Consider the following 26,828-nt stretch of genomic DNA (forward strand, 5'->3'; position numbering starts at 1 on the left):
GCGCGTCCGGTCGGTCACATGCTGTGCGCGGGCAGACCCGGAGTGTTCAGTTGCCGAAGTAGACCGAATTCACGGGATTCGGTGCTTCGCGCGTCATGCGGCGGCCCGACTGGCCTGCGGCCGTCGCCACCGCACCATAGCCGCTCGTATCGGCATGGGCGAGCATCGGCTGGTTCGGCTGGATTCGTTGTTCCGCGGCCTGGATGTTCTGCGGATATTGCGCGTCGCTGGCGAGCGGCTTGTAGCCGTTCTGTTCGAGCTGCACGAGATCGGCCCGGACCTGGTCGCGGGTCAAGCCCTGCTCGGACTGTGCGAACGATGCGATCGGGGCGGCAAGGACGGATGCAGCGATCGCTGCGTAGATGATCGACTTCATGATGGACCTCCGAAATGTGTTCTGTTTTGGCGTCGCTCCCGGCAGAACTGTCTGAAGCGATGGATCAAGTGTAGTGCGCGCCATACCAAGGGGAAACCCTTGGTTTGAACATACAGCGTTGCATTTTTGGAAAATATCCAGCGCGGTTCATCGATGAGATTGCCGTCACTTGAATCATTTTGACAACAATACCTGACGAACGGCCGACGGCCGAATCACCGATCCGGAAGGTTGTGTTGTAGAATCGTAAGACTTTCTTCACCCGTCGGTACTCCGCCTCCCATGTTCGCGCCCACGCTCATTTCGGTTTCGCCGTCCGGCCCGGCCGGCGTGCGCGCGCACACCGGCCATCCCGCGCACCTCTACGTTCGACGCACGGCCCAGGCGCCGCTCGCCCCTGCCCGGCGCCTGATCTGACGGCTCGGTCTCCTCCCGGAGCCAGGTCAGACAGGCTCCGGGCGATCCTCATAGGCACTGCCACGCCTGCCCCTTGCCGATCATTTGGAGAACCACCATGAAACAACGCCTTTATCAGTTGACCGAACTCGACGTCGCTCGCCTCGAGAAGCACGCCGAGCACAACCCGCGCTTCCAGACGATGCTCGACACGCTGCTCGAGCGCGCCGACATCGTGCAGCCCGACGCCATCAAGGCGAACGTCGTCACGATGAACTCGCAGATCACGCTGCTCGACGAAGGCTCGCAGGAGCAGACCACCTGGACGATTGTTTATCCGGATGCCGCCAATCTCGAACTCGGCCGCCTGAACGTGTTCTCGCCGGTCGGGATGGCGCTACTCGGTACGCAACGCGGTCAATCGGTGAAGGTGCGGCAGCCGAGCGGCGCCGAAAAACTGATGAAGGTCGCGGCGATCGTGTTTCAGCCGGAAGCCAACGGCGAATACACGCGCTGACGCCGCTGCCGGTTCACCGCGCGGCATCGGCTGCAGACGACAAAAAAGCGAGGCGCAGGCCTCGCTTTTTTGCGTCCGGACGATACACACCCCGGCCGCGGCGTTCGTCATCGGCTTCCACCAGCGAAATCCACATGCGAAAAAAAAGGCGCCCGAAGGCGCCTTTTCCGATGCTGCGAAGCTGGTTACCCAGCTGTCACGCTTAGAAGCGGTGACGCAGACCAACCGTTGCTGCGGTTTGGTTGATCGACGAGCTCGGAGCCGTCGTGATGTCGCCGTTGTAGATCGAAGCGCCGCCGGCGTTCTTCGATGCACGCTGGTACACAGCCTGTGCGTAGACGTCCGTGCGCTTCGACAGCGAGTAGTCAGCTTGCAGGCCGAACTGGTTCCAGTGAGCGCTCGAACCGTCAACCTTCGCGTTCGTGTACGTGTAAGCAGCGCCCAGGCCGAGAGCCGGCGTCAGGTTGTACTTTGCGTTGACTTCGTAGTTGTCAGCGCGCAGCGAGCCAGCGCCGTTAGCCTGGTTGTCCAGACGCGATTGCGTCCATGCTGCACCGACTTGTGCCGGGCCGAATGCGTATGCAGCTGCTGCACCGAACGTACGGTTGCGGCCTTGTGCTGCGAATGCGTTGACTGCACCAGCCGTGTTCAGCGGATCGCCGATGTTAGCTTGCGAGTACGCTGCACCCAGCTTCAGGCCCTGGAACTGGTACGACACGCCGCCGCTGTATGCGCGGTTGTTGCCGAAGTTCGTGTTGTTCGAGAACGAGTACGTGCCGCCGAATTGCAGGCCAGCGTAGTTAGCGCTCGTGTACTTGACCGTGTTGTTCAGCGCGACGTCGCCGTTCGTGCTCAGACGGTCGTTGTTCAGAACGTGTGCGAAGTACGTGCCGCCCCACGAACCCGTTGCCGTCAGCGGCGCCAGGTAGTCTTGCGTTGCGTCGTATTGCTTACCCAGCGTGACCGTGCCGTACTGGCTCGACAGGCCGACGAATGCTTGACGGTTGAACATGCCGCCGTTGCCGTTCGCGAACTTGCCGTTACCGATGTTGAAGCCGCTCTCCAACGTGAAGATCGCCTTCAGGCCGCCGCCGAGGTCTTCCGAACCACGCAGGCCGAAGCGGCTCTGGTCAATGCCCGAACCCAGCGACCACAGCGACTTGCCTTGGCCAGCTGCGTTCTGGACGTTGCTTTGGTAGGTGATGCCTGCGTCCAGCACGCCGTACAGCGTGACGCTGCTTTGCGCGTGAGCGACGGTAGCGAACGATGCTGCAGCTGCTGCAACGATCAGAGTCTTGTTCATTCGTGGAGCTCCCTTCTAAAAAGAGGCAGGTCTCGCGACCTTGTTCATAAACGGTCTGCAACCGCCCGGAAACGCCATCGGTACTGCTGGCTGCGCCCGGATAGTTGCCCGTTTGGGAACCGTGAGTTTAGGGGTGTACCCTAGGGGAGCGATCTGCAAATAAAGAAATAAGCTTTTCCAAAACTAGAAATAATGAAAGTGGGGACGAGTTATAAGTATTTGTTTTAACGCCTTTTTTTGACTTCTTGACGGCCGCTTTTTGGAGGCTTTCATGCCACCATTCTTTCATGTCAGCGTCTTGACGGTTGCATAGAAACAACAAGCAGAAACGTTGAAGCCGCTCAGAAACGGTAATTTTTACGTGAATCCATCTCAAATACTGGGTCTCGTCGCCTAAAACCCGCGGCGCGAGCAGTAAACATGGGGCCGCCCCGGTGTGCCCGGCTCTGCCGGCCCCGCCGCTCATTGCAGCGGGCGAGCGCAACCCGAACCGCCACCCGAGTACCCGCGCGTCGTGACATGCGGTAACAAGGCTTGACGACTCGCGTAACCCGGCCACGCGGCCGGCAGGCTAATGTAAGGCAGCCCCGATCACGTTCATCTATAAGAGGATCCGCGATGAATCGACGCTCGTTATTGCGCGCCATCGGACTGACCGCCGCCCTCGTCGGCACGGGCGGCTGGCTGCGCGCCGCCTCGGCGCAGCCCGTCCCGCCGCCAGGATACCGACCGCCCGGATCGAACCAGGGGCCTGGCCGGCCGCCCTATTCCGATCGTCCGCGCTTCGCGCCGCCGGCCCCGCGCCGCGATCGCCGGCCGCCGCCGCCGCGGCCGCACGGCTATGTCTGGACCGACGGCTACTGGCGCTGGCAGCGCGGCCACTATATATGGGTGCCGGGCCGCTGGCTCGCGCGGCGCCCCGGACATCGGTGGGTGCCGGGCTACTGGCGCCGCCAGGGGCAAGTGTGGGTCTATGTCGACGGCGCGTGGCGGTAGATAGACAGGCTGGCAGACGCACGCGCCGGCCGCATGGCCGGCGCGAATCCATAAAGCAGCCATCCGCCCCATTCGGCTGAACGCATGAACGCCGTGCGCGACCGAGTCAATATGGGCGTCAATTGAACGCCCCACGCACGCACACGCGAGCGCGGCTCGAGCACCGGCCGCGCGTACCTCAGGCGATGCCGAGCGCGAGCACCTGCTCGGTCGTCAGCACGTCGCCGAAGGTATCGGACAGTGCGGCAAGCGTCGCGCGATGGAGATCGCGGTGCGGCACCGTGCCGCCGTCCGCGACGTCGAGGTCGCGCGTCGCACACGCGTCATCGACGACGATCACCGCATAGCCGAGCGGCACCGCATCGCGCGCCGCTCCGGCGACGCACGCATGCGTCATCAGCCCGGTGACGATCAGCGTGTCGATGCCGGCCGCCTTCAGGCGCGCGTCGAGGTCCGTCGTCGGAAACACGCTCACCGACGTCTTCTTCACGACTGCGTGATGCGGCGCCGGTTGCAGGTCCGGATGAAAGCGGAAGCCGTCGCTGCCGTCGGCGAAGAGCGGGCCGTCGGCCGCGCCGACATGCTGGACGTGGAACACGGGAATGCCCGCACGATCGGCGAACGCGATCACGCGCTGCGCATTGCCGAGCGCACGCCCCCCTTCCGGAATCGGCAGGCGGCCGCTGAAATATTCGTTCTGGAAATCGATCACCAGCAGCGCGGTGCGGGCGGCGTCGATCGACGTCGGCGCGCTCGCGCCGGCCAGGGTGCGGATGGTCGGATGTTGCATGGTCGCTCTGTACTCCAGGTTGATACATCGAACGGAACGGCGGTCCGGTAACGCCGGCCCCGCCGTACGCGGCCCACGGCAAATTGCTGCCCGGTGGCGAGCCTGCCGTGACTGCGAGGCGCCAGTGTCGGGCCGTGCGGCACCGTGCGACAGCCGGCCGCGGGACAACGTCCGACAGAATCGGGCCAACCTGCACGCAGCCGCGTGCGACAGCGCGGCCGCAGGCCCTCCGTTCTGCCTGCGGCCGTAGCGCACGAGCATCGCGAAGCCGGATCGAAGCCGGACGGGAGCCAACGCCGCCGATCAGCTTCCGTGCACGTGTTCGCCGAGAATGCGCTGGCGCCCCTCGCCGGACCGGCAATCCATCAACGATCGGCCTGAGCTTCCTGCGCCGGCCCGACGCGACTCGACTCGAGCCCGCTCGCGACCGCATGCCGACTGATGGCAAAGAAACCGCATGCGGAGCAGCGTGCGGCTCAGTCCACTCTCATCGCCTTCTTCCCACGCGCCGCGTCGTGCGCCCGCTTTTACGCGCAACACGACTTCAACGCGACACGCGCCTGGTTCCGTCGAATCTTCGCGTGGCGGCGCAACACGTCGCGCCAACCGAAAGACCCGCAGCTAATCCGTTTGGACGGCACCACGCGCCGGCTTTGTTGCGATCATGGCCGTTCACTCACCCCGCGCCGCATGCCGCACGCAACGGCGCCGCGCCTGCGGTCCCGCCACGGAGACACCATGAACGCCCCCGTCCTCGGCCCCATCGACCAGATCGGCTATGTCGTCGCCGATCTCGAGCGCAGCATCGCGCGCTGGCGCGCCCGTCACGATGCGGGCCCGTGGACGGTATTCCGCCACGTGCGGCTCGACGGCCGCTACCGCGGCGAACCGGTGACGGTCACGATGGATGTCGCGCTCGCGTATCGCGGCGAATTGCAGATCGAACTGATCCACGTGACGAACGATGCGCCGTCGCCGTACCGCGACGCGCAAGGCCACGCGCTCGCCGGCCTGCATCACGTCGCATGGGTGGTCGACGATCTCGACGCCGCCGTCGCGCGGCTCACGGCGCGCGGCATGCAGGTCGTGTTCGACGCACACAATCCGGCCACGCGCGTCGCCTATCTCGACGACGCCGACGATCCCGGCGTGCTGGTCGAAGTGATCGAAGGCGCCGGCATGCGCGCGATGATCGCGCACGGCATCGCCGAAGCGCGCACGTGGAACGGCACCGATCCGGTTCGCATCATCGACGCGTCGGCCGCCGCGTGAGCACGCCCGTACGCGTCCCCCTTTCACTCACAGGAGCACACACGATGAAACGACTCGAAGGCAAGGTGGCGCTGATCACGGGCGGCGCCCGCGGCCAGGGCGAGGCAGAGGCGCGCCGGTTCGTCGCCGAAGGCGCGCGCGTGGTGATCGCCGACGTGCTGGACGATGCGGGCCGCCGTGTCGCGGCCGAACTCGGCGATGCCGCGTGCTACCAGCATCTCGACGTGACCAGCGAGGACGACTGGCACACGGCCGTCCAGGCGACGCTCGCGCATTTCGGCCGGCTGGACATCCTCGTGAACAACGCGGCGATCCTGAAGCTCATGCCGATCGAATCGTGCTCGCTCGACGACTATCGCAGCGTGATCGACGTGAACCAGGTCGGCTGCTGGCTCGGCATGAAGTCGACGCTCGCCGCGCTGAAGGATGCAGGCGGCGGGTCGATCGTCAACGTGTCGTCGACGGCCGGGATGGAGGGCGTGGCCGGCGGCAGCGCATATGTGTCGAGCAAATTCGCGGTGCGCGGGATGACGAAAGCCGCCGCGCTCGAGTTCGGCCGCTACGGTATCCGCGTGAACTCGGTCCATCCGGGCGGCATCGATACCGTGATGGCGCGCCCGCCGGAATACGCGGATTTCGATCCGTCGTCGATCTATCGCGGATTGCCGATCGCGCGGATCGGCAAACCCGACGAAGTCGCGAGCCTCGTGCTGTTCCTCGCATCCGACGAATCCGCGTACTGCACCGGTTCGGAATTCATCGTCGACGGCGGGATGCTCGCGGGCAGCACGTTTCACTGATCGGTATCGCGGCGGGCACACGCGCGCTTGCCGCGCCGGCGCATTCAGTTGTTCACCGGGCCGCACCGTGAGATCGCGGCAAGCCGCGCATGCTCGCAAGCCGTCGCACCTCCGGAAACGACGATGCCGCCGGCGGCTTCCGCTCGGCGGCATCATGAATGCCAATGCAATGCGGCGTTCAGTATCCCTTTGGCTGGATCGCCGGCGCGCCGACCGTGCGCGCCGCCTGCTTGCCGCCGCGCACGAGCAAGCGTCCGCGCGGACCGTACACGCCTTCCGCTTCCGGATACGCGGTCAGCAGCACGACATACAGCACGCCGCCGACCACCAGCGACACCGGCACGCTGAGATCGAGCCCGCCGGCGAGATTGCCGAGCGGCCCGACGAACTGCCCGGGCAGGTTCACGAACGAGAGCCCCAGGAATGCCGCCGGCAGCCATGCCCCCATCGCGCGCAGGTTCCAGCCGTGCGTGAACCAGTAGTGGCCGCCGCGCAGCCCGCGGTTGAACACCTGCAGGTCGTCCGCGAGATAGAAGCCGCGGCGCGTCACGTAGCCGATCACCATGATCGCCATCCACGGGCAGCTGAACGTGTCGATCAGCGTCGAGAACGTCGCGACGCTTTCGACGAGGTTGAACCAGAAACGGCCGACGAAGATGAACGCGATCGCGATCGTGCCGATCAGCAGCGTCGCGCGCACGCGGTTCAGGAAGCGCGGGAACATGCTCGACACGTCGAGGCCTGTGCCGTACAGCGCGGTCGTGCCGGTCGACATCCCGCCGATGATCGCGATCAGGCACATCGGCAGCAGGAACCAGCGCGGCGACACCGCCAGCAGCCCGCCGACGTAATCGTTCGATGCAATGAACGCGGGCGCCTTCGACGCGATGATCGTCGCGGTCGCGAGGCCGAAGAAGAACGGCACGAACGTCGCGACCTGCGCGGCGAACACGGCGCCCATCACGCGGCGCTTCGGCATCTGCTGCGGAATGTAGCGGGCCCAGTCGCCGAGCGTCGACGCGAACGACACGGGGTTGCTCAACGCGACCAGCACCGCACCGACGAACGCGGCCCAGAAGCCCGCACTGCCCTGGTTCAGCGTGCCCGCGTAGTTCATGTCGAACATCCCGGCGAACGCGAACAAGCCGGCGACGAACAGCAGACTCGCGGCCCACACGGCAATCTTGTTGACCCACAGCATGAAGCGGAAGCCGTAGATGCAGACGATCAGCACGAGCACCGCGAACACCATGTACGCGGCGCCCAGCGTGAAACCGTTGACCGGCACACCGGCCATGTCGTGCGCGCCGCCGACGAGCGCATCGCCGGAACTCCACACCGCGAGCGAGAAGAACGCGATCGACGTGAGCAGCGCGAGGAACGAGCCGACGATCCGGCCGTGAATGCCGAAGTGCGCGCCGGACGATACGGGATCGCTCGTGCCGTTGCGCGGGCCGAACAGGCTCATCGGCGCGAGAATGCAGGTGCCGGCGAGCACGCCGAGCACGATCGCCGCGACGCCCGCCTTGAACGACAGCCCGACCAGCACGGGAAAGCTGCCGAGCACCGACGTGGAAAACGTATTGCAGCCGCCGAACAGCAGCCGGAACAGATCGATCGGACGCGCATAGCGCGATGCGTCGGGAATGCGCTCGAAACCGAACGATTCGACTTGCGTAATTCTGCCTTCACCCATTTGTCTCCAGCTCCTCTGGTGCGCCGGTACGGCCCGCGACTGCGGCCATACGACACATCGTCATTGATTCGCGGCCACTCTAAACCGGATCGGGCGGCGCAAATATCACGCATTCGAGACGTTTACGACGAAGGAGAACAATGTTTGCGGGCGGGGAATCGGCCGCTTGGCGCGGCGGCCGCACGGCGCGCGGACGGCGGCGGACGCAACACCGCGCCCGCCGTGCGGCCTCGCACGCTACCGCCCCGATTGCGCGACCGGACCGGACGCTTGCCGCGCCGCGCGCGCCGGCCAGCCGCCCGCGAGCGCCTTGTACAGCGTGACCGTCGACGCCGCGCTGCGCGTCCGCCCGTCGGCCGCGGCATCCTGCGCCTGCAGCAGCGTCCGCTGCGCGTCGAGCACTTCGTAGTAGTCGATCGCACCGGCCGAGAAGCGCGTCTGCGCGAGCTGCGCCGCGCGTGCGCTGTCGTCCGCCGCGCGCACCAGATGCGCGGTCTCGTCGCGCGTACGCGCGACGCGCAGCAGCGCGTTCTCGGTCTCCTCCAGCGCGCCGAGCACGGTCTGCCGGTATTGCGCGAGCTGGCCGGCCGCTTCCGCGTCGCTCGCGGCGATCCGCGCCCGCACGCGGCCGACGTCGAGGAACGACCAGTCGATGCCGAGCGCGATCAGGTTCGTGTCGCTGCCCGCGCGGAAGAACCCGTAGCTGTTCGTCGCGCTGCCGAGCAGCCCCGACAGCGTGAAGCGCGGAAACAGGTCGGCCGTCGCAACGCCGACCCGCGCGGTCGCCGCATGCAGCCGCGCTTCGGCCGCCGCGATATCCGGGCGCCGGCGCAGCAGGTCGCCCGGCGTGCCCGGATCGACGTTCGCTGCAAGCGCCGGCAGCGGCACGGGCGCGCCGTTCGGCATGTCGAAGCGACCGATCAGTACGTCCGGCGTCTGCCCCGTCAGCACCGCGAGCCGGTGCTCGTCGACGCCGATCGCCGCTTCGTACACGGCGATCCGCGACGTCGTCGATTCGTACTGCGCACGGGCACGCGCCGCGTCGAGCTCCGAGCCGCGTCCCGCGCCGACGCGCGCATTGATCAGCGCGAGCGTCTGCTGCTGGTTGTCGGCGTTCTCGCGTGCGATTCGCAGCCGCTCCTGCGACCCGCGCAGATCGACGTAGGTACTCGCGACCTCGCCCGCGATCGCGACACGCACGGCGCGCACGTCGGCCGCGCTGGCCGCGGTTTCCGCACGCTGCGACTCGATCGAGCGGCGCACGCGGCCGAACAGGTCCAGTTCCCACGCGGCGTTGATTCCGACGCTCGAAACCAGCGTGTCGCGCTGGCTGCGCGGCGCGCCGAACGCCTGGTCCTTGCTCGCCAGCTGGTGGCCGATCCGGCCGCTCGCGGTGAGCGTCGGGTAGCGGTCGAACGTCGCTTGCGACAGCAGCGCGTTCGACGCGTCGTAGCGCGACACTGCCACCTGCAGGTCCTGGTTCGCCGCGAGCGCCGCATCGATCAACTGCGTGAGCACCGGATCGCCGAAGCCGCGCCAGAACGCGGCATCGGCAGCGGCGGTCGCATCGCGCGGCGCAGCGTCCTGCGTGGCCGGATGCGCATTGCGCGCGAAGCGCGCGGCGGCGGCCATGTCGGGCCGTTTGTAATCGGGGCCGACCGCGCACGCGGCGAGCGTCACCGACAGCGCGAGCGCGGAAAGACGGAAAGCGGCGCTCATCGGTTTTCTCCTTCGAGGGTGCCGTGCTGTTCGCCCCAGATGGCCGGCGTGCCGCCCGCGAGCTTGCGGATCGCCACATAGAACACCGGCGTGAGGAACAGCCCGAACAACGTGACGCCCAGCATCCCCGCGAACACGGTGACGCCGGTGGCCGCGCGCACTTCGCTGCCCGCGCCGCCGCCGATCAGGAGCGGCACCGAGCCCGCGATGAACGCGACCGACGTCATCACGATCGGGCGCAGCCGCAGCCTGCATGCTTCGAGCGCCGCCTCGATCACGCCCTTGCCCTGGATTTCGAGCTCGCGCGCGAACTCGACGATCAGGATCGCGTTCTTGCACGCAAGCCCCATCAGCACGACGAGACCGACCTGCACGAACACGTTGTTGTCGCCGCCGGATAGCCACACGCCGAACAGCGCCGCGCACATGCACACCGGCACGATCAGGATCACCGCGAGCGGCAGCGTCCAGCTCTCGTACAGCGACGCGAGCACCAGGAACACAAGCATCACCGCGAGCGGGAACACGACGATCGCCGCGTTGCTCTGCGTGACCTGCTGGTAGCTGAGGTCGGTCCATTCGAGCGTGATGCCGGGCGGCAGCACGTCCTTCGCGATCTGCTGCAGCTTCGCGATCGCCTGCGACGACGACATCGCCTTCGGATCCGCGTCGCCGATCAGGTCCGCGGCCGGATAGCCGTTGTAGCGGACGACCGGATCCGGCCCGTACGCGGGCGCGACCGTCACCATCGAGCCGATCGGCACCATCTCGCCCTTCGCGTTGCGCGTGCGCAGGTTCGCGATGTCGTCGGCCGTCTGCCGATGTCCGGCGTCGGCCTGCGCCATCACGCGGTACACGCGGCCGAATGCGTTGAAGTCGTTCACGTACATCGAGCCGAGATAGACCTGCAGCGTATTGAACAGGTCGGTCAAAGCGACGCCCTGCGCCTTCGCCTTCAGCCGGTCGACCTTCACCTCCAGCTGCGGGATGTTCGACTGGTACGAGCTGACCGGATAGCTCATCCCGGGCGTCTTCGCGACCGCCGCCTGGAATGCGACCAGCGCATGCTGGAGCGCGCCGTAGCCGAGCCCGCCGCGATCCTCGAGATACAGCGAGTAGCCGGAGCCGTTGCCGAGGCCCTGGATCGGCGGCGGCATCAGCGCATAGGTGATGCCGCCGCCGATTGCCGCGAAGCGCGCGTTCAGGTCCGCGTTGATCTGCGCAGCGCTGCGGTGACGCTGATCGAACGGCTTCAGGATCACGTACGAATTCGTGATGTTCGGCGTGTTCACGCCCTGCAGTGCGTTGAGCCCCGCGAATGCCGGCACCATCTCGACGCCGTCGGTGCCGAGCGCGATCTTGGTCATCTGCTCGGTCACCGCGCTGGTGCGCGCGAGCGACGCGCCCTCAGGCAGCTTCGCGCCGGCGAACAGGTACAGTTTGTCCTGCACGGGAATGAAGCCGCCCGGCACCGCGTTGAACAGCAGCGCGGTTGCCGCGAGCAGCGCCGCATAGACGGCAAACACCGCACCGCGCCGCTTCAGCGTGCGTGCGACGACGCCGTGATAGCGATCGGCGCTGCGCTCGAAGAAGCGGTTGAACGGATGGAACAGCCAGCCGAATGCGCGGTCGAGCACGCGCGTGAGCGCGTCCTTCGGCGCACCGTGCGGACGCAGCAGCTTCGCGGCGAGCGCGGGCGACAGCGTCAGCGAGTTGATCGCGGAGATCACCGTCGAGATCGCGATCGTCACCGCGAACTGCCTGTAGAACTGGCCGGTGACGCCCGACATGAACGCCATCGGCACGAACACCGCGCACAGCACGAGCGCGATCGCGACGATCGGCCCCGACACCTCGCGCATCGCCTGGTGCGCGGCGTCGCGCGGGTTCAGGCCCTGCGCGATGTTGCGCTCGACGTTCTCGACGACCACGATCGCATCGTCGACGACGATGCCGATCGCGAGCACGAGCCCGAACAGCGTCAGCGTGTTGATCGAGTAGCCGAGCAGGTAGAGCCACGCGAACGTGCCGACCACCGACACGGGCACCGCGACGAGCGGAATGATCGACGCGCGCCAGGTCTGCAGGAACAGGATCACGACGAGCACGACCAGCACGACGGCCTCGATCAGCGTGTGCTGCACCGCGCGGATCGATTCGCGCACGAACACGGTCGGGTCCCACACCGGGCGATACGCGACGCCGGGCGGGAAGCGCTTCGACAGTTCGTCGAGCTTCGCGTAGACGGCCTTCGCGACGTCGAGCGCGTTCGCACCCGGCGACAGGAAGATGCCGACCACGGCCGAATGCTTGTCGTTGAAGTACGAGCGCAGCGTGTAGTCGCCCGCGCCGAGCTCGATACGCGCGACGTCGGACAGCTTCACGACCTGGCCGTCGTCGCCGTTGCGCAGCACGATGTCGCCGAATTCCTGCACCGTGCGCAGCCGGCCGCGCACGTTGATCGACACGAGGAAATCGTTCTTCTTCGGTGTCGGCTCCGCGCCCAGCTGGCCGGCCGACACCTGCACGTTCTGCTCGCGCACCGCGGCGATCACGTCGCTCGCGGTCAGCCCGCGCGACGCGAGCCGGTTCGGGTCGAGCCAGAGCCGCATCGCATAGTCGCCGGAGCCGTACACGCCGACGTCGCCGATCCCGGTCAGACGCGACAGCTCGTCCTTCACGTTCAGCGTCAGGTAGTTGCGCAGGTACAGCGAATCGCGGCTGTTGTCCGGCGAATAGAGGCTCACGTACATCAGCGGCGTCGGCGACTGCTTCTGCGTGGTCACGCCGTACTGGCGCACCTCGTCGGGCAGACGCGACAGCGCCTGGCTCACGCGGTTCTGCACGCGCACGGCGGCCGTGTCGGGATCGACGCCCTGCAGGAACGTGACGACGACCTGCAGGCTGCCGTCCGAACCGGCGACCGACTTCATGTACATGATGCCTTCGACGCCGTTGATCGCTTCTTCCAGCGGTTCGGCGACCGATTCGGCAATTTCCTTCGGGTTCGCGCCCGGATACGTCGCGCGCACGACGACGCTCGGCGGCACGACTTCCGGATATTCGCCGGCGGGCAGCATCGGAATCGAGATCAGGCCGATTGCGAAGATGACGATCGACAGCACGACCGCGAAGATCGGCCGGTCGATGAAGAATCGGGAGAAATCCATGGCTGGCCTCCCGTTACTGCGCGGCCGGCGCGCCGGCATCGGCAACCGCCTGCGTGCCGCTGGCCGGCGCGGTGCCCGTGCCTGTGCCGGTACCGCGGTCGGCAGCCGCGCGCGCGGGCAGCGCGTTCGGCTTCACCTGCGCACCCGGATAGTAGATCCGCTGCACGCCGTCGACGACGACCCGGTCGCCCGGCTGAAGGCCCTTCTCGACGATCCGCTCGCCGTCCAGCACGCGGCCGATCGTCACGTCGCGGCGCAGCGCCTTGTCGCCGGCGCCGATCACGTACACGTACTTGCGGTCCTGGTCGGTAAGCACGGCCTTGTCGTCGACGAGCAGCGCGTCCTGGTCGCGGCCGCTGACGAGCTGCACGCGTGCATAGAGCCCCGGCGTGAACGTATGGTCCGCATTCGACAGCCGCACGCGCGCACGGATCGTGCCGGTTTGCGGATCGAGCCGGTTGTCGAGGAAATCGACGGTACCCGCGTGCGGAAAGCCCGTCTCGTTCGCGAGCCCCACGCGCACCGGATCGGCACCGATCGCGCGATGCTTCGGATCGGCGCGCCGTGCGTTGTAGCGCAGGTAGCTCTGCTCGTCGCAGTCGAAGTACACGTAGACCGGATCCTGCGACACGACGGTCGTCAGCAGCGTATCGTCCGCACGCGCGAGGTTGCCGGCGGTCGCGATCGCACGGCCGACGCGGCCAGCGATCGGCGCGCGCACTTCGGTGAAGCCGAGATTGAGCTTCGCGTCGGCGACGGCCGCGTCGGCCGCCTGCAGGTCGGCGCGCGCCTGCGCGGCGGTCGCGCGCGCGTTGTCGAGTTCCTCCTGTGAAGTTGCGTGCGCATCGATCAGCGTCTGTACGCGCTTGAGCTGCACGTTCGCGAGGCTCGCGGCCGCGCGCGCCCGCTGCTGCTGCGCGTTCGCGCGGTCGAGCGCGATCCGGTACGGGCGCGGATCGATCTCGAACAGCACCGTGCCCTGCGCGACGAGGTCCCCCTCCTTGTACGCGACGCGCTGCAGATAGCCGCTCACGCGCGGCCGCAACTCGACCGCATCGACCGCTTCGACGCGTCCGTTGAATTCGTCCGCGAGGCGGATGGTGCGCGGCGCGACGGTCGTTACGCCGACTTCGGGAACAGGAGGGGCCGACGTTTCGCCTTTGCCGTCGTGACAGCCCGACAACGCCAGCAGCAGTGCGCAGGCCGCGCCGACAGGCGACGCCCTGCGTAGGGATAAGGAGAGCATGATGCCTCGCGACGGGTTAAACTGCCGCGTAGCATAAAAGTTGAAGTTAACTTCAAGTCAAGCTTTCCCGGAGGGCGTCATGGGTATCGACGAAATCCCGCAATGGCCGCTGATGTCGATCCGCGAAGTGGCCGCGCGCAGCGGCGTGCCCGCGTCGACGCTGCGCTTCTACGAGATGCGCGGCCTCATCAAGTCGCACCGCAACGGCTCGAGCCATCGCCACTATTCGCGTGCGGTGCTGCGGCTGATCGCATTCATCGTGTTCGCGCAGAAGATCGGCTATTCGCTCGACGAGATCGCCGAGCAGCTCGTGAGCCTGCCGGAGGACACCGCGCCGACCAACAAGGACTGGCAGCGGCTGTCGCGCGGCTGGAAACAGCGCGTCGCGAACCGGATCGAGGAGCTGCAGCGGCTCTACATCAACCTCGACGAATGCATCGGCTGCGGCTGTCTGTCGCTGAAGCGCTGCAAACTCACCAATCCCGAGGACCGCGCGGGCCGCAACGGGCCCGGCGCGCGGCGCTGGCTCGGCGATACGCCGCCGGATCTCGACTGATGCGCACTCGCCACCGCATCGCCCCGTTCGGTCAACCGACCCGCCAGCCGCCGTTCACCGCGATCGTCGCGCCGGTGACGAACCCGGCGCGCGGCCCCGCGAGCCATGCCACGGCGTCGGCAACGTCGTCCGGATGGCCGGCGCGACCGAGCGGCGTCTGCGCGCGGATCGTCGCCGCGATGGCCGGTGCGACACCTGCATCGCCGAAGAAGCGCGTGTCGGCGATATAGCCGGGCGCCACCGTATTGACCGTGACGCCGCGCGGCCCGAGTTCGCGTGCGAGCGCGACGGTGAATCCTTCGACGGCCGCTTTCGCGGCCGCGTACGCGAGGCCGCCGGGCAGCAGACTACCGGCGCGCGCGGCGATCGACCCGATGTTGACGACCCGTGCGGCGCGCTCGGCCAGGTGCGGCAACACGGCCAGCGTCGTGACGAACGTGCTTTTCAGATTCGCATCGAACACGGCATCCCATTCCGTTTCGGCGTCGCCGGCGTCGCTATCCGCGGCGACGCGCCGTGTCAGCCCGGCGTTGTTGACCAGCACGTCGATGCGCGGCCATCGTGCGACGATCGCGGCGACGGCCGCCGTCGCGTCGCCGCGCACGCTCAGGTCCGCCGCCTGTCCGATCGCTGCATCGCCAAGGCGCGCGACGGCCGCATCCAGCCTTTCGCGGTCGCGTCCGACGATCGCGACGCGGTAGCCGTCCTCCACCAGCCGGCTCGCGATCGCGAAGCCGATTCCGCTCGATCCGCCCGTGACGATTGCCGTGCGTTGCCGTTCGCTGCGTGTCATGAAGTGCCCTCCTGTCCCGGTGTTGACGATTGATGACATTGGCAGTCTGGACAATGCGCGGCGATAGGTAAAATACGAACTGGATGACCCTCCGATACATCGAAGGTATCGCAATGATCGATCTGCGCCAGTTCCGGCAATTCATTGCCGTCGCCGAAACGCTGAGCTTCCGGCGCGCGGCCGAGCGCCTGCACATGGCGCAGCCGCCGCTCAGCGCGGCCATCCGCAAGCTCGAGGAAGAACTGGGCGTCGCGCTGTTCGACCGCCACAACCGCGGCTCGACGCTGACGCCGGCCGGCGACGCGTTCCTGCTCGAAGCGCGGCGCGCCATCGAGCAGGCCGAGCGCGCGGTGGCCGTCGCGCGGCGCGCGGGCGCCGGGCTGGGCGGCACGCTGCGGCTGCGGTTCGTCGACAGCACGGTCAATGCGCTGCTGCCGCTGATCCTCCGCGCGTTCCAGGAACGGCATCCGGACGTCGGTTTCCAGCTGGAAGAAGGAACGACCGCCGAGCAGATAGTCGCGCTGCGGCAGGACCGCACGGACGTCGGCCTCGTCGTGCTGCCGGTGGCCGATGCCGGCGACGTGCACGTCGAACCGCTGCTGCGCGACCGGATGGTCGCAGCGTTGCCCGACGGTCACCGGCTCGCACGGCGCCGCCGCATCGCGCTGGCCGAGCTGACCGACGATCCGTGGGTATTGTTCGCCGCGCATCACGGGCCGGGCATGTACGCGCGGATCGTCACGGCGTGTGCGCAGGCCGGATTCGCCCCGCGCGTCGTCCAGCAGCCGCGCCAGATGCAGACGACGGCCGGGCTCGTCGCGGGCGGCATCGGCGTCGCGCTGATGCCGCGGCTATTCGTGCCGATGCAGCCGCAAGGGATCACGTTCCGCGAACTGACGGGCGCGGGCAGCCCGCTCGCGTACGACCTGGCGATCGCCTATCGAACACCGTCGCCGCTCGTCGATGCGTTGCGCGAGGCTGCGCGACACGCAGTCGGCGCACTCGGGCTCGTGGCGGCGTCGCGATAGCCCGCACCGCGCGCGACCCTCAGACGTTCAGGATGCTGAGCGCGACGTCGAGCACGGCCTGCCGGAACGCATCCGGCCGCTTCGGCAGCGACGTGAATTCCACCATCAGATGGCTGTACGACACCGTCGTGCCGACCGCGCTCGCGATCATGAAGAACAGCACGTTCGGATCGACCGCGCGGATTTCGCCGGCGTCGACGGCGTCCGCGAGCAGCGGCAGCATCGCGTCGTGATACGGGCGAACGATCCGCTGCTGCAGGCAATCGAGCCGCGCGCCCTCCTCGGTCGCGGCGGTCGAGAAGAACATGCCGATGTCCGGCTCCTCGAATTCGTGATCGACGCACAGCTCGATCGCGCGCCGCACGCGCTCGCGATGCAGCAATGACGACGTGCGCAGCGCGCGCAACGCGTCGAACAGCGGCTCGGCGAGGTCGACGATCTGCCCGACGACGGCCAGCCACAACGTTTCCTTCGTGCCGAAATGATGGGCGATCAGCGCCGCGTCGATACCCAGTTCGCGCGCGACTTCGCGCACGCTCGTCGCATCGTAGCCGCGCTTCGCGAACGTGCGGCGCGCGGCCCGCAATATCACGTCCGGGCCGACGGACGCTTCCGCCAGCGGCCGCCCGCGCGTACGCCGCTTCGATGGCGCGCGCTCAGTGACTTCAGCCACGTTTTCCTGCTCCCGTTGATTGATTCGAATGCCCGTTGTCCAGGCCCGGTTTCGCATCGCCGAAACCGGACGGCCTGCCCCGCTCCGTTGACATGCGAAGCCGGGAGGCGCTAGGATCATACATTATTCATCACGTGATGATTTATTCATGACAACCCCTACCCGCATCGTGATCGTCGGCGGCGGCATCGCCGGACTGCAGCTCGCGACCCGCCTCGGCGAGCGCGTCGGCCGCACCGGGCGCGCGCAGGTGACCGTCGTCGACCGCAGCCCGACCCACGTATGGAAGCCGATGCTGCACACGATCGCGGCCGGCACGCGCGACGTGCAGCAACAGCAGGTGATCTTCCTTGCGCATGCGCGCGCTCACGGCTACACGTATCAGCCCGGCGAACTGACGGGGCTCGATCGCGCGCGCCGCCGCGTGCAGCTCGGCGAGATCCGCTCGCAGGACGGCGAGCTCGTGCTCGACGCGCGCGAACTCGAATACGACGTGCTGATCCTCGCGCTCGGCAGCCAGGCGAACGACTTCGGCGTGCCGGGCGTGCGCGAGCATTGCTACTTCATCGACAGCCAGCAGCAGGCCGAAACCTTCAACGAAGCGCTGCGGATGCGCGTGTTCCGCAGCGTCGCGCGCGACGAGCCGTTTCGCGTCGCGATCGTCGGCGCGGGCGCGACCGGCGTGGAGCTGGCAGCGGAACTGAGCCGGCTGCTGGAAGTCGCGCAGGCGTATGGCGATGAAACGGTGCGCGAGCGGCTGCAGCTGACGTTGCTCGAAAGCGGCCCGCGCATCCTCGCCGCGTTTCCGCCGAGGATTTCCGCATCGGCGCAGCGAAGGCTCGAACAGATCGGCTTTCGCGTGCTGACGTCGACGCGCGTGACGGCCGCCGATGCGAACGGTTTCCACCATGGCGACGGCTCGTTTGCGGAAGCGGACCTGATGGTGTGGGCCGCCGGCGTGAAGGCGCCCGATTTCATGCAGGCGCTGGGCGGGCTCGACACGAATCGTGCGAACCAGATCCGGGTCCGCCCGACGTTGCAGGCCACGGCGCACGAGCACGTGTTCGCGATCGGCGATTGCGCGAGCCTGCAGCCGGACGGCCACGAACGGCCGCTGCCGCCCACCGCGCAGGTCGCGACGCAGCAGGCCGAACATCTCGCGAAGCATCTGCCCGCATGGCTCGACGGCACGCCGCTGCCGCCGTTCGCGTTCCACGACTTCGGTGCGCTCGTGTCGATCAGCGACTACGACGCGTTCGGCACGCTCGGGCAATTCGGGTTCTTTCGCGGCGGCTTCATCCAGGGCCGCTTCGCGCAGCTCAGCCACCTGATGCTGTACCGGCGCCACCAGCAGGCGCTGCACGGATTTTCCAGGGCGACGCTGCTGTGGATCGCCGAACGGATCAACGGCTGCGTGCGGCCGCGCATCCGCCTGTCGTGATGCCGCGCGTCGCGGCATCGCGTAACGTTTCGAGGAAAGCAGAGATGAGCAACAGCGCAGTGGCCTGGCTCAGGACCGTCGCCGCAATCGGCAGCTTCGACATGCCGTCCGTTTCGTGCACGGCGCCGCGACGGCGCAGCATCACGCGCGATCGCCTGCCGTCGTGGGACGCCACGAGCCAGCCGACGATCAGCGTGCTCGAGCGGCCGACGGCCGACACCGTGATGATTTCGTGGTGCGATGCGTGCACCGGCCACTACGGCTACCAGAAGTGGCGGCTGTTCACGACGCGCAAGCGCGGCGTCTGCGCGCTGTCGGGGCGGCCGATCGCGCCCGGCGACAGCGTCTACGCGCCGCAACTGCTCGGCTCGGCGCCGGGCAATGCCGCCGCGATGGTGCTGGCGGCGTGCATCGACGACGCGGACGCGGCTTAAGCGGACGTCGCCCCGCCGGCGCCATACGCCGGATCGCTGTTCTGCCGTTCCAGTTCGGCGTCGAGATGTGCGGCATGCGCGCGCGCCTCGGACTCCGACATCAGCTCGCCTTCCCACTTCGCGACGACCGCGCTGGCGATCGAATTGCCGACCGCGTTGGTGGCCGAGCGGCCCATGTCGAGGAACGTGTCGACGCCGAGAATCAGCAGCAGCCCCGCTTCCGGAATGTCGAACTGGTGCAGCGTCGCCGCGATCACGACGAGCGATGCGCGCGGCACGCCGGCCATCCCCTTCGACGTGAGCATCAGCACCAGCAGCATCGTGATCTGCGTGCCGAGCGACAGGTGGATGTTGTACGCCTGCGCGATGAACAGCGACGCGAACGTGCAGTACATCATCGAGCCGTCGAGGTTGAACGAGTAGCCCATCGGCATCACGAAGCTCGAGATCTTGCGCCGCACGCCGAACCGGTCGAGTGCGTCGAGGATCTTCGGATACGCGGCTTCCGAGCTCGCGGTCGCGAACGACAGCATGAACGCTTCCTTGATCAGCACCAGCAGCCTGAACACGCGACGGCCGAGGAACAGCAGACCCGCGATCACGAGCGTGCTCCACAGCAGGAACAGGCTCACGTAGAAGTCGCCCATGAACACCGCGAACTTCAGCAGGATCGACAGCCCGTTGATCGCGACGGTCGATGCCATCGCCGCGAGCACCGCGAGCGGCGCGAGCTTCATCACGTAGCCGGTGATCTTCAGCATCACGTGCGCGAGCTGATCGATCGCGGCGACGAGGATCTTGCCGCGTTCGCCGAGCGCCGACAGCGCGACGCCGAAGAACATCGAGAACACGACGATCTGCAGGATCTCGTTGTTCGCCATCGCCTCGGCGATCGACTTCGGCACCATGTGGCTGACGAAATCCTTCAGCGTGAACTTCGACGTCGCGAGATGCGCGGACGCGCCGATGTCCGGCAGCGGCAGCCCGAGGTTCTCGCCGGGGTGCAGCAGGTTCGCCATCAGCAGCCCGAGCAGCAGCGAGATCAGCGACGCGGTGACGAACCAGCCGAACGCCTTCACGAATACGCGCCCGACCGACGATGCGTCGCCCATGTGCGCGATGCCGACGACCAGCGTGGAGAACACGAGCGGCCCGATCACCATCTTGATCAGCCGCAGGAACACGTCGGACACGAGGGAGATGTAGCCGGCGATCTCGGTCGCCGACTGCTTGTCCGGAAACTGCGTGTAGATCATGTAGCCGATGAAGATGCCGGCCGCCATCGCCAGCAGGATCCAGACTGCCGCAGACATTCGTTTGTTCATAACGGAGCTCGACGCACGGTGGAGAAATTGAACGAGTCGTGCGCGCACCGATGCCGTGCCACGGCGCGCGCGTCGCGAGGCCGTTGCGCCCGGCATGCCGGGCGCCCGCCTCGCTCGCGACTGAGGAAGTCCGCGAACGGACGCGCTGTCGCCGTCGCGGCGTTCGCGCGATGACGAACGCCGGTCGCGGCCCTTCAGCGCGGTGCGGCTGCGATCCGGTCAGTACCCGATCGCCGAACCGGCCGGACGGCGCGGATCGTTGACGCCGTAGATGTAGCCGACCCGCACGTTGCCGGACACCGACGAATCGTTGCCCGAGCTCTGATGGCTCACCGCCTCGGTGCCGGGCAGGCCGACCAGGATCAGTTCCGCGGCGCCCCACGGCGTCTGCTCGACCATCTTGTAGCCCATGTTGCGCAGGATCGCGAGCGTGTCCGGCGACAGGCCGCGGGTTTCGTAATAGACCTCGTCCGGCAGCCATTGATGATGGACGCGCGGCGCGCCGACCGCGTCCTGCGGCGTCATCCCGTAGTCGATCACGTTCAGCACCGTCTGCAGCGTGATCGTGATGATCCGCGAGCCGCCCGGCGAGCCGACCACCATGAAGACCTTGCCGTCCTTCTTCACGATCGTCGGCGCCATCGACGACAGCGGACGCTTGCCCGGCGCGATCGAGTTGCGCGTGCCCTGCACGAGACCGAACAGGTTCTGCGCGCCGACCTTCACGGTGAAGTCGTCCATCTCGTCGTTCAGGAAGAAGCCCGTGCCCGGTGCGATCACCACGGCGCCGAAGCGGCCGTTGACCGTGTAGGTCGTCGACACCGCGTTGCCGTCGCGGTCGACGATCGAATAGTGCGTCGTCTCCGGCTTTTCGTGCACGCCGACGCCCGGCTGCACGTCGACCGATGCCGTCGCCGTGTCGCCGCTGATCTGCTTGCGGATCTCGGCCGCATATTGCTTGCTCGTCAGCTTCGCGACCGGGTTGACGATGAAGTTCGGGTCGCCGAGCAGCGTGTTGCGGTCTTCGTACGCGTGGCGCATCGCCTCGGTCATGTAATGGACCACCGACGCGGACTGGTAGCCCATCTTGCGCAGGTCATAGCCTTCGAGCACGTTCAGCGTCTCGCACATCGTCACGCCGCCCGAGCTCGGCGGCGGCGCCGACACGAACTCGTAGCCGCGATACGTGCAGGTCAGCGGCGCGACGTCCTGCGCGCGATACGACGCGAAATCGGCCGCCGTGATCAGCCCGCCGCCGCGCTTCGACGCCGCTTCGACGATCTTCGGGATTTCGCCGTGATAGAACGCGTCGGGGCCCTGCTCCGCGATGCGCTCGAGCGTGCGCGCCAGGTCCTTTTGCACCAGGCGGTCGCCCGGCTGCAGCGGCGTGCCGTCCGGGCGCAGGAAGATGCGCGCGGCTTCCGGATCCTTCTTGAAGCGCTCGATCGTCGTGTCGAGGATGTCCGTGTCGCCGCGCGTCAGCACGAAGCCGTCGCGCGCGAGCCGGATCGCCGGCTCCATCACCTGCCGGCGCGTCAGCTTGCCGTACTTGCGCTGCGCGAGGTCGAGGCCGGCGACCGTGCCCGGCACGCCGACCGCGCGATAACCGTACAGGCTGTCACCGGGAATCACGTCGCCTTTCGCATCGAGATACATGTTCGCCGATGCCGCGGCCGGTGCCGTCTCGCGGAAGTTGATGAAGCGGTCGCGGCCGTCGGCCAGGTGCACGGTCATGAAGCCGCCGCCGCCGATGTTGCCGCAGCACGGATTGGTCACCGCTTGCGCGTAGCCGACCGCCACGGCGGCGTCCACCGCGTTGCCGCCCGCCTTCAGGATGTCGACGCCGATCTGCGACGCGAAATGCTGCGACGACACGACCATGCCGTTCTTCGCTTCCACTGCGGGTTCCGAAGCCGCGAACGCGCACGCGCTGATGGCCGACAACAGGGTGACTACTACGAGCCGTCTCATGACGGAATCCTCCAGACGAATGACCGGCCATGCCGGGATGCGCGACCCGCCCGGAGGCTGGCCCGCGCTGTGGATCCGGTATGTAATGAACCATACATTCCGGCGAGGCCGCGATCATATCATCGGCATTTTTCCGTCAAAACCTAGGGTTATCACTGAATTTGCGTGCAAAATCCGACGTCCGAACGCAGCATTGAATGTTTGTTTTATTACATATATGAAGGATGGACGTGCGGCGCGATGCGTCCCTCTAATCCGGGACCGCGTGCGTTTCGTGGCGCTTCGATGGGCTAACATGCATGGAGTCGCCGGCAGACGCACGTCTGCCGTTTGTCGTTCAACCGAGAGAAAGCCGGAGTGCCCGATGGGGACAAGTATCAGGGCGTTGCTGCTATCGCAGATGGATAGCTTCACGCCGTCGGAACAGAAGGTCGCACATGCGCTGCTGGATCGCTATCCGAGCCTCGGGCTCGGGCCGATCGCGAGCTTCGCGAAGCAAGCCGAAGTCAGCGACCCGACCGTGTTTCGCTTCGTCGTGCGGATCGGCTTTCCGAACTACTCGTCGTTCCAGCAGGCGCTGCACGACGAGATCGACACCGCGATGAATTCGCCGCTCGCGCGGATGGATGCGTTCCACTCCGAATCCGGGATGCGCGACAGCCATGCGGCGATCTTCCAGCGGGTCTCGCAAGCGCTCGCCACGACGATCGACGGGCTCGACGCGGCGGCGTTCGACGACGCGGTCGCGTTGCTGGCCGAGCCGGATATCCGCGTGTTCTGCGGCGGCGGCCGCTATACCGCGCCGCTCGCGTCGCTGTTTTCGTTCACGCTCGCATATGCGCGCCCGCACGTGCAGTACGTCGAGCCGAACGTGAATGTCGCGTCGGTGTCGCTGGCGGACATGGGCCCCGGCGACGTGCTCGTCATTTTCGATTTTCGCCGCTACCAGAAGGACAGCATCCGGTTCGCGCAGGCCGCGCACCGGCTCGGCGTGCGCGTGCTGCTGATCACCGACGAATGGCGCTCGCCGATCAGCGCGTTCGCCGAGATCGTGCTGCGGATCCAGGGGCGGCCGTTCGCGATGCTGCAGACGAACGTGCCGGCGCTCGCGCTCGCCGAGGCGCTCGTGATCGGTGTGACGAACCGGCTGCCTGAGCTCGCGCGGCAGAGGATGGAGAAGATCGAGCGGCTGAGTACCGGGGGGATCGAGCTGGATGCGAGTCAGTGGGATTTGCCGGAGTGATGGCTTGGTTGGGGCTCGGATGTTGATCGGATTTCCCGGGATTTGACACTGCTACATCTTGCGCGGCCGGGGGTGTCAGAATTTCCCTGCTCAAGGCGGGTTGAGAATCATACGGAAGGCCGAACGAAGCGGTCTGCGTAAAGGATAACGAATTGATTCATGGCCGTCTTCCCATCGTGAGCGGCCCGTTCCCAATCCGCGGTGATGTTGCACAGGGCCAGCCAGATGAGTTTCGTTGCGGCCTCGTCGGTCGGGAAGTGGCCTCGGGTCTTGATGATCTTGCGCAATTGCGAGTTGATGTTTTCAATCGCGTTCGTCGTGTAGATCACTTTGCGCACGCCCGGCGGAAACGCAAAGAGCGGAATCACGCGATCCCAGGCGTTACGCCATGCGGCACTGACGGTCGGTAATTTCTGGCCCCACGGTCCGTCTGCAAATGCATCGAGTTCGGCCCGCGCCGCTTCCGCACTGATGGCTGTGTAGATCGGTTTGATCGCGGCAGCCAATCCTCGGCGGTCTTTCCAACTGGCGTAATCAAGGCTGTTTCGGATCAGGTGAACGATGCAGGTTTGCAGCGTGGTCGTCGGAAACATGGCAGCCAGGGCTCCGAGCATGCCTTTGACGCCATCGGTCACCGCGATCAGGATGTCGTGGACGCCACGCGTCTTGAGGTCGTTGAACACCTTCATCCAGAACTTGGCGCCCTCAGTGTTCTCGATCCACAAGCCAAGGATGTCACGGGTGCCGTCGGGCAGGACGCCCAGCGCCAGATAGACCGCCTTGTCGCGCACGACGGCATCTTCGCGAATCTTGACCCGCAGCGCATCGAAGAACACGACCGGGTACATCGGTTCAAGCGGCCGGGCCTGCCAGGCCGTGACCTCAGCCATCACCTCGTCGGTCACGGAGCTGATGAAGTCCGGCGAAACCTCGGTGCCGTATTGCTCCAGCAGGAAGCCCTGGATCTCGCGCACGGTCATGCCGCGGGCATACAGGGCGAAAATCTTGTCGTCGAAGCCCTTGAAGCGACGTTCGTGCTTGGGAATCAGGATGGGTTCAAAGCTGCCGTCGCGATCATGCGGCACCTCGATACGCGTCGGGCCGTCTTCGGTCAGAACCGTCTTGGCACCTTTGCCATTGCGCTGAGTCGTGGCGTTGGCTGGCTTGGCTGCACCGGCCGGGTAGCCCAGATGGTGGTTCATCTCGCCACCAAGCGCACGCTCAATCAGCGCCTTCTTGAGCGCCAACGTCGCGGCATTGATGGCTTCGGCCGTCATCGCACCATTGCCGAACTGCTCAAGCCTTAGCGTGCTGCAAATATTGCGCCTGAAGCTTCGGATCGGTCTCGTTTGCCGCCGCCAAGGCCTCTCGCTGCTTCTTGTCCGCATAGGTACCAATCTGCTTCGCAATCGCTTCCGACGCTGCTTGGGCGGCGTTGATGAGATCCGACTGATTGCTCAACACCTGTTGCAGATCCGGCGTCTTGCTGACTGTGCCGTTCAGGCCCGACGTGTCGCGATTGAGCGTCGCCACGTCCTGCTTCTGGTTCGCCTCGTCCGTGGTCGTGATGTTGCCCGCACTGATGGCGCTTTCGTGGTCGCACTGCTGCTATCGCTTTCGCTCACGTACAGCGGCAAAGCGCCGCCCGTATTCTTGCCACCCGTGCTCGCCGAACCATGCGTCGCATAGTTGTTCCCGCCATTGCCGACACCGCCGCCCGCACTGACCCCAAAGCTGCTCGCGTTGTAGTTCGAACTGTTTTGAATATCCGAGAACGACAGCGTGCCCGTCGTCAGCTGATTCTTCTCCGGCGCCGCCGTGCTCGCGATATACGCACCCTTCAGGTCCGTATTGCCCTTCACGGCGATGTCGAAGCCGCCGTCGCCAGCCCGGATAGACCTCCGGAACCTGCACCGTTTGCTGGCTGCCGAGGCAAGTCCACGCTGCTAGCCGACCGGCTGAGCGCCCTACTTGGGAACGACCCATCCGCATTCCACGATACCGGCGGCATGAAGACGCTCAACCGCCGAGATCTGTTTTTCATACTATCGTCCTGATCTCCTTTTTTCCGCGAACCACGTCACCGTGCCCGCGAACAAACCAAACAGCACTACAAACACTGCCATTCGGCCCGCACGGTTCCATGTCGGTAATTGATATGGAAGATCGTAGAACAGCCACTGCAACGCGGGGCCAGCAGCAAGTTCGATAATCGTGATGCAAAGCCCCATTCCTACAAACCAGATCAGAAAGTAATGTGCCCAACGAAACAATTCAAAGCTTGTCTTTAGCTTCATTTCTTTGCAACCTCATTATTAAGCTTGTTCTGCACGGCGGTTCCCATTTTCTCTTGAGCCGCGCCACCAGCCGCCCCACCAAACCATGATGGAAGCACGCTCGACGGCAACTGATGGTCGAGGGGTACGTTACTCTGTCGATGGTAAATTTATTGGTTTCTTGGAGCCGCAGAAATGAGTGCTTTGACTGGGCAGGTGGCAAGTGTCGTGGATCGAGATAATTTGGTTTATGAAATATGGTTTGAAGCCAAGCAGCTCGCAGAAATATCGAAGGAGCCAGGGTGTGACTACTTTATTGAACTATATGGACCAGAGAATTCTCGGGCGTGGCGCGTGAATCTACAAGAATTCAAATCGTTGATAGATCAAGGCATTAATGAATTGATGAACAATCCGTGATGTCCGATTTTCACGACGCGCGCTAGCATAAAACCGGAGCACGTCGGCAGGCGCGCTGGGCGCGGCGGGCGGCGCAGGCGTGTCTGCAAAGCTCGGCCCATAACAGTCAACAGCACGGACACCGATAGCACGCGCAGCACGAACGAGTCGAAGAGTGCGAGCGTGGGCGTGTCGTATGGTACGGGTGGATTCGGTGTCTCGGCGTCGATGTCGCGTGCGCACGGCGATGCGAATTCGGATGCGGCCACGCAGAACAATACGCACATCAAGGCGAGCAATACCGCGACGATCATCAGCGGTGGCGATACCAATATCGTTGGTGCGAACGTCAACGCGAACACGGTAATCGCGGATACCAATCTGACCTTGCGCATTGGAAACTGCATT

23 protein-coding genes and 2 pseudogenes are annotated in these 26,828 nt (G+C 66.1%); 11 read left to right on the forward strand and 14 right to left on the reverse strand.

Annotated elements, in window-relative coordinates; translation table 11 throughout:
- Positions 1–46: 46 nt before the first annotated feature.
- Entirely contained in the window at positions 47–376 is a 330-nt protein-coding gene (locus tag Q3A80_RS15090) for a DUF4148 domain-containing protein (RefSeq protein WP_446329766.1), read from the reverse strand.
- Between the two features lie 514 nt (positions 377–890).
- Here Q3A80_RS15090 and Q3A80_RS15095 point away from each other — a divergent pair.
- On the forward strand, positions 891–1,289 hold the full coding sequence (locus tag Q3A80_RS15095) for a GreA/GreB family elongation factor (RefSeq protein ID WP_446329767.1): 399 nt from the start codon (positions 891–893) through the stop codon (positions 1,287–1,289).
- Between the two features lie 202 nt (positions 1,290–1,491).
- On the opposite strand, the gene Q3A80_RS15100 is transcribed toward Q3A80_RS15095, so the two are convergent.
- Positions 1,492–2,592, reverse strand: a complete 1,101-nt coding sequence (locus Q3A80_RS15100) for a porin (protein ID WP_446329768.1) — start codon at positions 2,590–2,592, stop codon at positions 1,492–1,494.
- Between the two features lie 618 nt (positions 2,593–3,210).
- Here Q3A80_RS15100 and Q3A80_RS15105 point away from each other — a divergent pair.
- Entirely contained in the window at positions 3,211–3,588 is a 378-nt protein-coding gene (locus tag Q3A80_RS15105; RefSeq protein WP_446329769.1) for a hypothetical protein, read from the forward strand.
- Between the two features lie 178 nt (positions 3,589–3,766).
- Here the strand turns inward: Q3A80_RS15105 and Q3A80_RS15110 are convergent, their stop codons facing one another.
- Positions 3,767–4,378: a cysteine hydrolase family protein gene (locus Q3A80_RS15110; protein ID WP_446329770.1), complete on the reverse strand. Its 612-nt coding sequence runs from the start codon at positions 4,376–4,378 to the stop codon at positions 3,767–3,769.
- Between the two features lie 738 nt (positions 4,379–5,116).
- On the opposite strand from Q3A80_RS15110, the gene Q3A80_RS15115 reads away from it, so the two are divergent.
- Both Q3A80_RS15115 and Q3A80_RS15120 read left to right on the forward strand, forming a co-directional pair.
- The gene (locus Q3A80_RS15115; protein WP_446329771.1) at positions 5,117–5,650 is read left to right on the forward strand and encodes a VOC family protein; all 534 of its coding nucleotides are present in this window, start codon (positions 5,117–5,119) and stop codon (positions 5,648–5,650) included.
- Positions 5,651–5,694: 44 nt separating this feature from the next.
- The gene (locus Q3A80_RS15120; protein ID WP_446329772.1) at positions 5,695–6,450 is read left to right on the forward strand and encodes a glucose 1-dehydrogenase; all 756 of its coding nucleotides are present in this window, start codon (positions 5,695–5,697) and stop codon (positions 6,448–6,450) included.
- Between the two features lie 178 nt (positions 6,451–6,628).
- Here the strand turns inward: Q3A80_RS15120 and Q3A80_RS15125 are convergent, their stop codons facing one another.
- The 4 genes from Q3A80_RS15125 to Q3A80_RS15140 form a co-directional block, all read right to left on the reverse strand.
- Entirely contained in the window at positions 6,629–8,146 is a 1,518-nt protein-coding gene (locus tag Q3A80_RS15125; RefSeq protein ID WP_446329773.1) for a purine-cytosine permease family protein, read from the reverse strand.
- Positions 8,147–8,383: 237 nt separating this feature from the next.
- Positions 8,384–9,865, reverse strand: coding sequence for an efflux transporter outer membrane subunit (locus Q3A80_RS15130; protein WP_446329774.1), 1,482 nt, complete (start codon positions 9,863–9,865; stop codon positions 8,384–8,386).
- Entirely contained in the window at positions 9,862–13,035 is a 3,174-nt protein-coding gene (locus tag Q3A80_RS15135) for an efflux RND transporter permease subunit (RefSeq protein WP_446329775.1), read from the reverse strand. Before Q3A80_RS15135 ends, Q3A80_RS15130 begins: the two co-directional genes overlap by 4 nt.
- Positions 13,036–13,048: 13 nt before the next feature.
- Positions 13,049–14,281: an efflux RND transporter periplasmic adaptor subunit gene (locus tag Q3A80_RS15140; RefSeq protein WP_446329776.1), complete on the reverse strand. Its 1,233-nt coding sequence runs from the start codon at positions 14,279–14,281 to the stop codon at positions 13,049–13,051.
- A gap of 79 nt (positions 14,282–14,360) precedes the next feature.
- On the opposite strand from Q3A80_RS15140, the gene soxR reads away from it, so the two are divergent.
- Positions 14,361–14,837 carry a redox-sensitive transcriptional activator SoxR gene (soxR, locus tag Q3A80_RS15145; RefSeq protein WP_446329777.1) on the forward strand — a complete coding sequence of 159 codons (477 nt, stop codon included), beginning with the start codon at positions 14,361–14,363 and terminating at the stop codon, positions 14,835–14,837.
- Positions 14,838–14,868: 31 nt separating this feature from the next.
- Here soxR and Q3A80_RS15150 read toward each other — a convergent pair whose 3' ends face one another.
- Positions 14,869–15,630: an SDR family NAD(P)-dependent oxidoreductase gene (locus tag Q3A80_RS15150; protein WP_446329778.1), complete on the reverse strand. Its 762-nt coding sequence runs from the start codon at positions 15,628–15,630 to the stop codon at positions 14,869–14,871.
- A gap of 113 nt (positions 15,631–15,743) precedes the next feature.
- Here Q3A80_RS15150 and Q3A80_RS15155 point away from each other — a divergent pair, with 113 nt between their 5' ends.
- Complete coding sequence (locus Q3A80_RS15155; protein WP_446329916.1) at positions 15,744–16,658, forward strand: LysR family transcriptional regulator; 915 nt, start codon at positions 15,744–15,746, stop codon at positions 16,656–16,658.
- Between the two features lie 19 nt (positions 16,659–16,677).
- On the opposite strand, the gene Q3A80_RS15160 is transcribed toward Q3A80_RS15155, so the two are convergent.
- The gene (locus Q3A80_RS15160) at positions 16,678–17,331 is read right to left on the reverse strand and encodes a TetR/AcrR family transcriptional regulator (protein ID WP_446329779.1); all 654 of its coding nucleotides are present in this window, start codon (positions 17,329–17,331) and stop codon (positions 16,678–16,680) included.
- A 148-nt stretch (positions 17,332–17,479) separates the two neighbouring features.
- Here Q3A80_RS15160 and Q3A80_RS15165 point away from each other — a divergent pair, with 148 nt between their 5' ends.
- On the forward strand, positions 17,480–18,772 hold the full coding sequence (locus Q3A80_RS15165) for an NAD(P)/FAD-dependent oxidoreductase (protein WP_446329780.1): 1,293 nt from the start codon (positions 17,480–17,482) through the stop codon (positions 18,770–18,772).
- Positions 18,773–18,816: 44 nt separating this feature from the next.
- A complete protein-coding gene (locus Q3A80_RS15170) occupies positions 18,817–19,206 on the forward strand; it encodes a DUF3331 domain-containing protein (RefSeq protein ID WP_446329781.1) in 390 nt (129 codons plus the stop codon).
- Here Q3A80_RS15170 and Q3A80_RS15175 read toward each other — a convergent pair.
- Positions 19,203–20,531, reverse strand: coding sequence for a dicarboxylate/amino acid:cation symporter (locus Q3A80_RS15175; RefSeq protein ID WP_446329782.1), 1,329 nt, complete (start codon positions 20,529–20,531; stop codon positions 19,203–19,205). The two genes, Q3A80_RS15170 and Q3A80_RS15175, sit on opposite strands and share 4 nt — an antisense overlap.
- Before the next feature lie 219 nt (positions 20,532–20,750).
- Positions 20,751–22,502 (reverse strand): gamma-glutamyltransferase, encoded by a 1,752-nt coding sequence (gene ggt / locus Q3A80_RS15180; protein WP_446329783.1) that lies wholly within the window; start codon positions 22,500–22,502, stop codon positions 20,751–20,753.
- Positions 22,503–22,866: 364 nt separating this feature from the next.
- Here ggt and Q3A80_RS15185 point away from each other — a divergent pair, with 364 nt between their 5' ends.
- The gene (locus tag Q3A80_RS15185; RefSeq protein WP_446329784.1) at positions 22,867–23,745 is read left to right on the forward strand and encodes a MurR/RpiR family transcriptional regulator; all 879 of its coding nucleotides are present in this window, start codon (positions 22,867–22,869) and stop codon (positions 23,743–23,745) included.
- A gap of 107 nt (positions 23,746–23,852) precedes the next feature.
- Here the strand turns inward: Q3A80_RS15185 and Q3A80_RS15190 are convergent, their stop codons facing one another.
- The 3 genes and pseudogenes from Q3A80_RS15190 to Q3A80_RS15200 all read right to left on the reverse strand — a co-directional run bounded on the left by Q3A80_RS15190 (position 23,853) and on the right by Q3A80_RS15200 (position 26,042).
- Positions 23,853–25,085, reverse strand: a complete 1,233-nt coding sequence (locus Q3A80_RS15190; protein ID WP_446329917.1) for an IS256 family transposase — start codon at positions 25,083–25,085, stop codon at positions 23,853–23,855.
- Positions 25,051–25,691 (reverse strand): annotated as a pseudogene (locus Q3A80_RS15195) (hypothetical protein); the annotation flags it as partial. The gene Q3A80_RS15190 and the pseudogene Q3A80_RS15195, both read right to left, overlap by 35 nt.
- A 99-nt stretch (positions 25,692–25,790) precedes the next feature.
- A complete protein-coding gene (locus tag Q3A80_RS15200; protein WP_446329785.1) occupies positions 25,791–26,042 on the reverse strand; it encodes a hypothetical protein in 252 nt (83 codons plus the stop codon).
- Positions 26,043–26,216: 174 nt separating this feature from the next.
- Between Q3A80_RS15200 and Q3A80_RS15205 the strand changes: the two genes are divergently transcribed.
- Positions 26,217–26,441, forward strand: coding sequence for a hypothetical protein (locus Q3A80_RS15205; RefSeq protein WP_446329786.1), 225 nt, complete (start codon positions 26,217–26,219; stop codon positions 26,439–26,441).
- A 105-nt stretch (positions 26,442–26,546) separates the two neighbouring features.
- Positions 26,547–26,822, forward strand: a pseudogene (locus Q3A80_RS15210) (hemagglutinin repeat-containing protein); the annotation flags it as partial.
- Positions 26,823–26,828 lie beyond the last annotated feature (6 nt).

The organism is Burkholderia sp. SR8 (genome assembly GCF_052851275.1).

What these genes read in the sequence shown, in the direction of transcription:
- Q3A80_RS15100 (WP_446329768.1), bottom strand. Translation starts at nt 2,592, where the DNA reads ATGAACAAGACTCTGATCGTTGCAGCAGCTGCAGCATCGTTCGCTACC.
- Q3A80_RS15090 (WP_446329766.1), bottom strand. Translation starts at nt 376, where the DNA reads ATGAAGTCGATCATCTACGCAGCGATCGCTGCATCCGTCCTTGCCGCC.
- Q3A80_RS15175 (WP_446329782.1), bottom strand. Translation starts at nt 20,531, where the DNA reads ATGAACAAACGAATGTCTGCGGCAGTCTGGATCCTGCTGGCGATGGCG.
- Q3A80_RS15105 (WP_446329769.1), top strand. Translation starts at nt 3,211, where the DNA reads ATGAATCGACGCTCGTTATTGCGCGCCATCGGACTGACCGCCGCCCTC.
- Q3A80_RS15135 (WP_446329775.1), bottom strand. Translation starts at nt 13,035, where the DNA reads ATGGATTTCTCCCGATTCTTCATCGACCGGCCGATCTTCGCGGTCGTG.
- Q3A80_RS15150 (WP_446329778.1), bottom strand. Translation starts at nt 15,630, where the DNA reads ATGACACGCAGCGAACGGCAACGCACGGCAATCGTCACGGGCGGATCG.
- Q3A80_RS15205 (WP_446329786.1), top strand. Translation starts at nt 26,217, where the DNA reads ATGAGTGCTTTGACTGGGCAGGTGGCAAGTGTCGTGGATCGAGATAAT.
- Q3A80_RS15200 (WP_446329785.1), bottom strand. Translation starts at nt 26,042, where the DNA reads ATGAAGCTAAAGACAAGCTTTGAATTGTTTCGTTGGGCACATTACTTT.
- Q3A80_RS15170 (WP_446329781.1), top strand. Translation starts at nt 18,817, where the DNA reads ATGAGCAACAGCGCAGTGGCCTGGCTCAGGACCGTCGCCGCAATCGGC.
- Q3A80_RS15155 (WP_446329916.1), top strand. Translation starts at nt 15,744, where the DNA reads ATGATCGATCTGCGCCAGTTCCGGCAATTCATTGCCGTCGCCGAAACG.
- Q3A80_RS15110 (WP_446329770.1), bottom strand. Translation starts at nt 4,378, where the DNA reads ATGCAACATCCGACCATCCGCACCCTGGCCGGCGCGAGCGCGCCGACG.
- Q3A80_RS15140 (WP_446329776.1), bottom strand. Translation starts at nt 14,281, where the DNA reads ATGCTCTCCTTATCCCTACGCAGGGCGTCGCCTGTCGGCGCGGCCTGC.
- soxR (WP_446329777.1), top strand. Translation starts at nt 14,361, where the DNA reads ATGGGTATCGACGAAATCCCGCAATGGCCGCTGATGTCGATCCGCGAA.
- Q3A80_RS15165 (WP_446329780.1), top strand. Translation starts at nt 17,480, where the DNA reads ATGACAACCCCTACCCGCATCGTGATCGTCGGCGGCGGCATCGCCGGA.
- Q3A80_RS15120 (WP_446329772.1), top strand. Translation starts at nt 5,695, where the DNA reads ATGAAACGACTCGAAGGCAAGGTGGCGCTGATCACGGGCGGCGCCCGC.
- Q3A80_RS15115 (WP_446329771.1), top strand. Translation starts at nt 5,117, where the DNA reads ATGAACGCCCCCGTCCTCGGCCCCATCGACCAGATCGGCTATGTCGTC.
- Q3A80_RS15185 (WP_446329784.1), top strand. Translation starts at nt 22,867, where the DNA reads ATGGGGACAAGTATCAGGGCGTTGCTGCTATCGCAGATGGATAGCTTC.
- Q3A80_RS15095 (WP_446329767.1), top strand. Translation starts at nt 891, where the DNA reads ATGAAACAACGCCTTTATCAGTTGACCGAACTCGACGTCGCTCGCCTC.
- Q3A80_RS15130 (WP_446329774.1), bottom strand. Translation starts at nt 9,865, where the DNA reads ATGAGCGCCGCTTTCCGTCTTTCCGCGCTCGCGCTGTCGGTGACGCTC.
- ggt (WP_446329783.1), bottom strand. Translation starts at nt 22,502, where the DNA reads ATGAGACGGCTCGTAGTAGTCACCCTGTTGTCGGCCATCAGCGCGTGC.
- Q3A80_RS15125 (WP_446329773.1), bottom strand. Translation starts at nt 8,146, where the DNA reads ATGGGTGAAGGCAGAATTACGCAAGTCGAATCGTTCGGTTTCGAGCGC.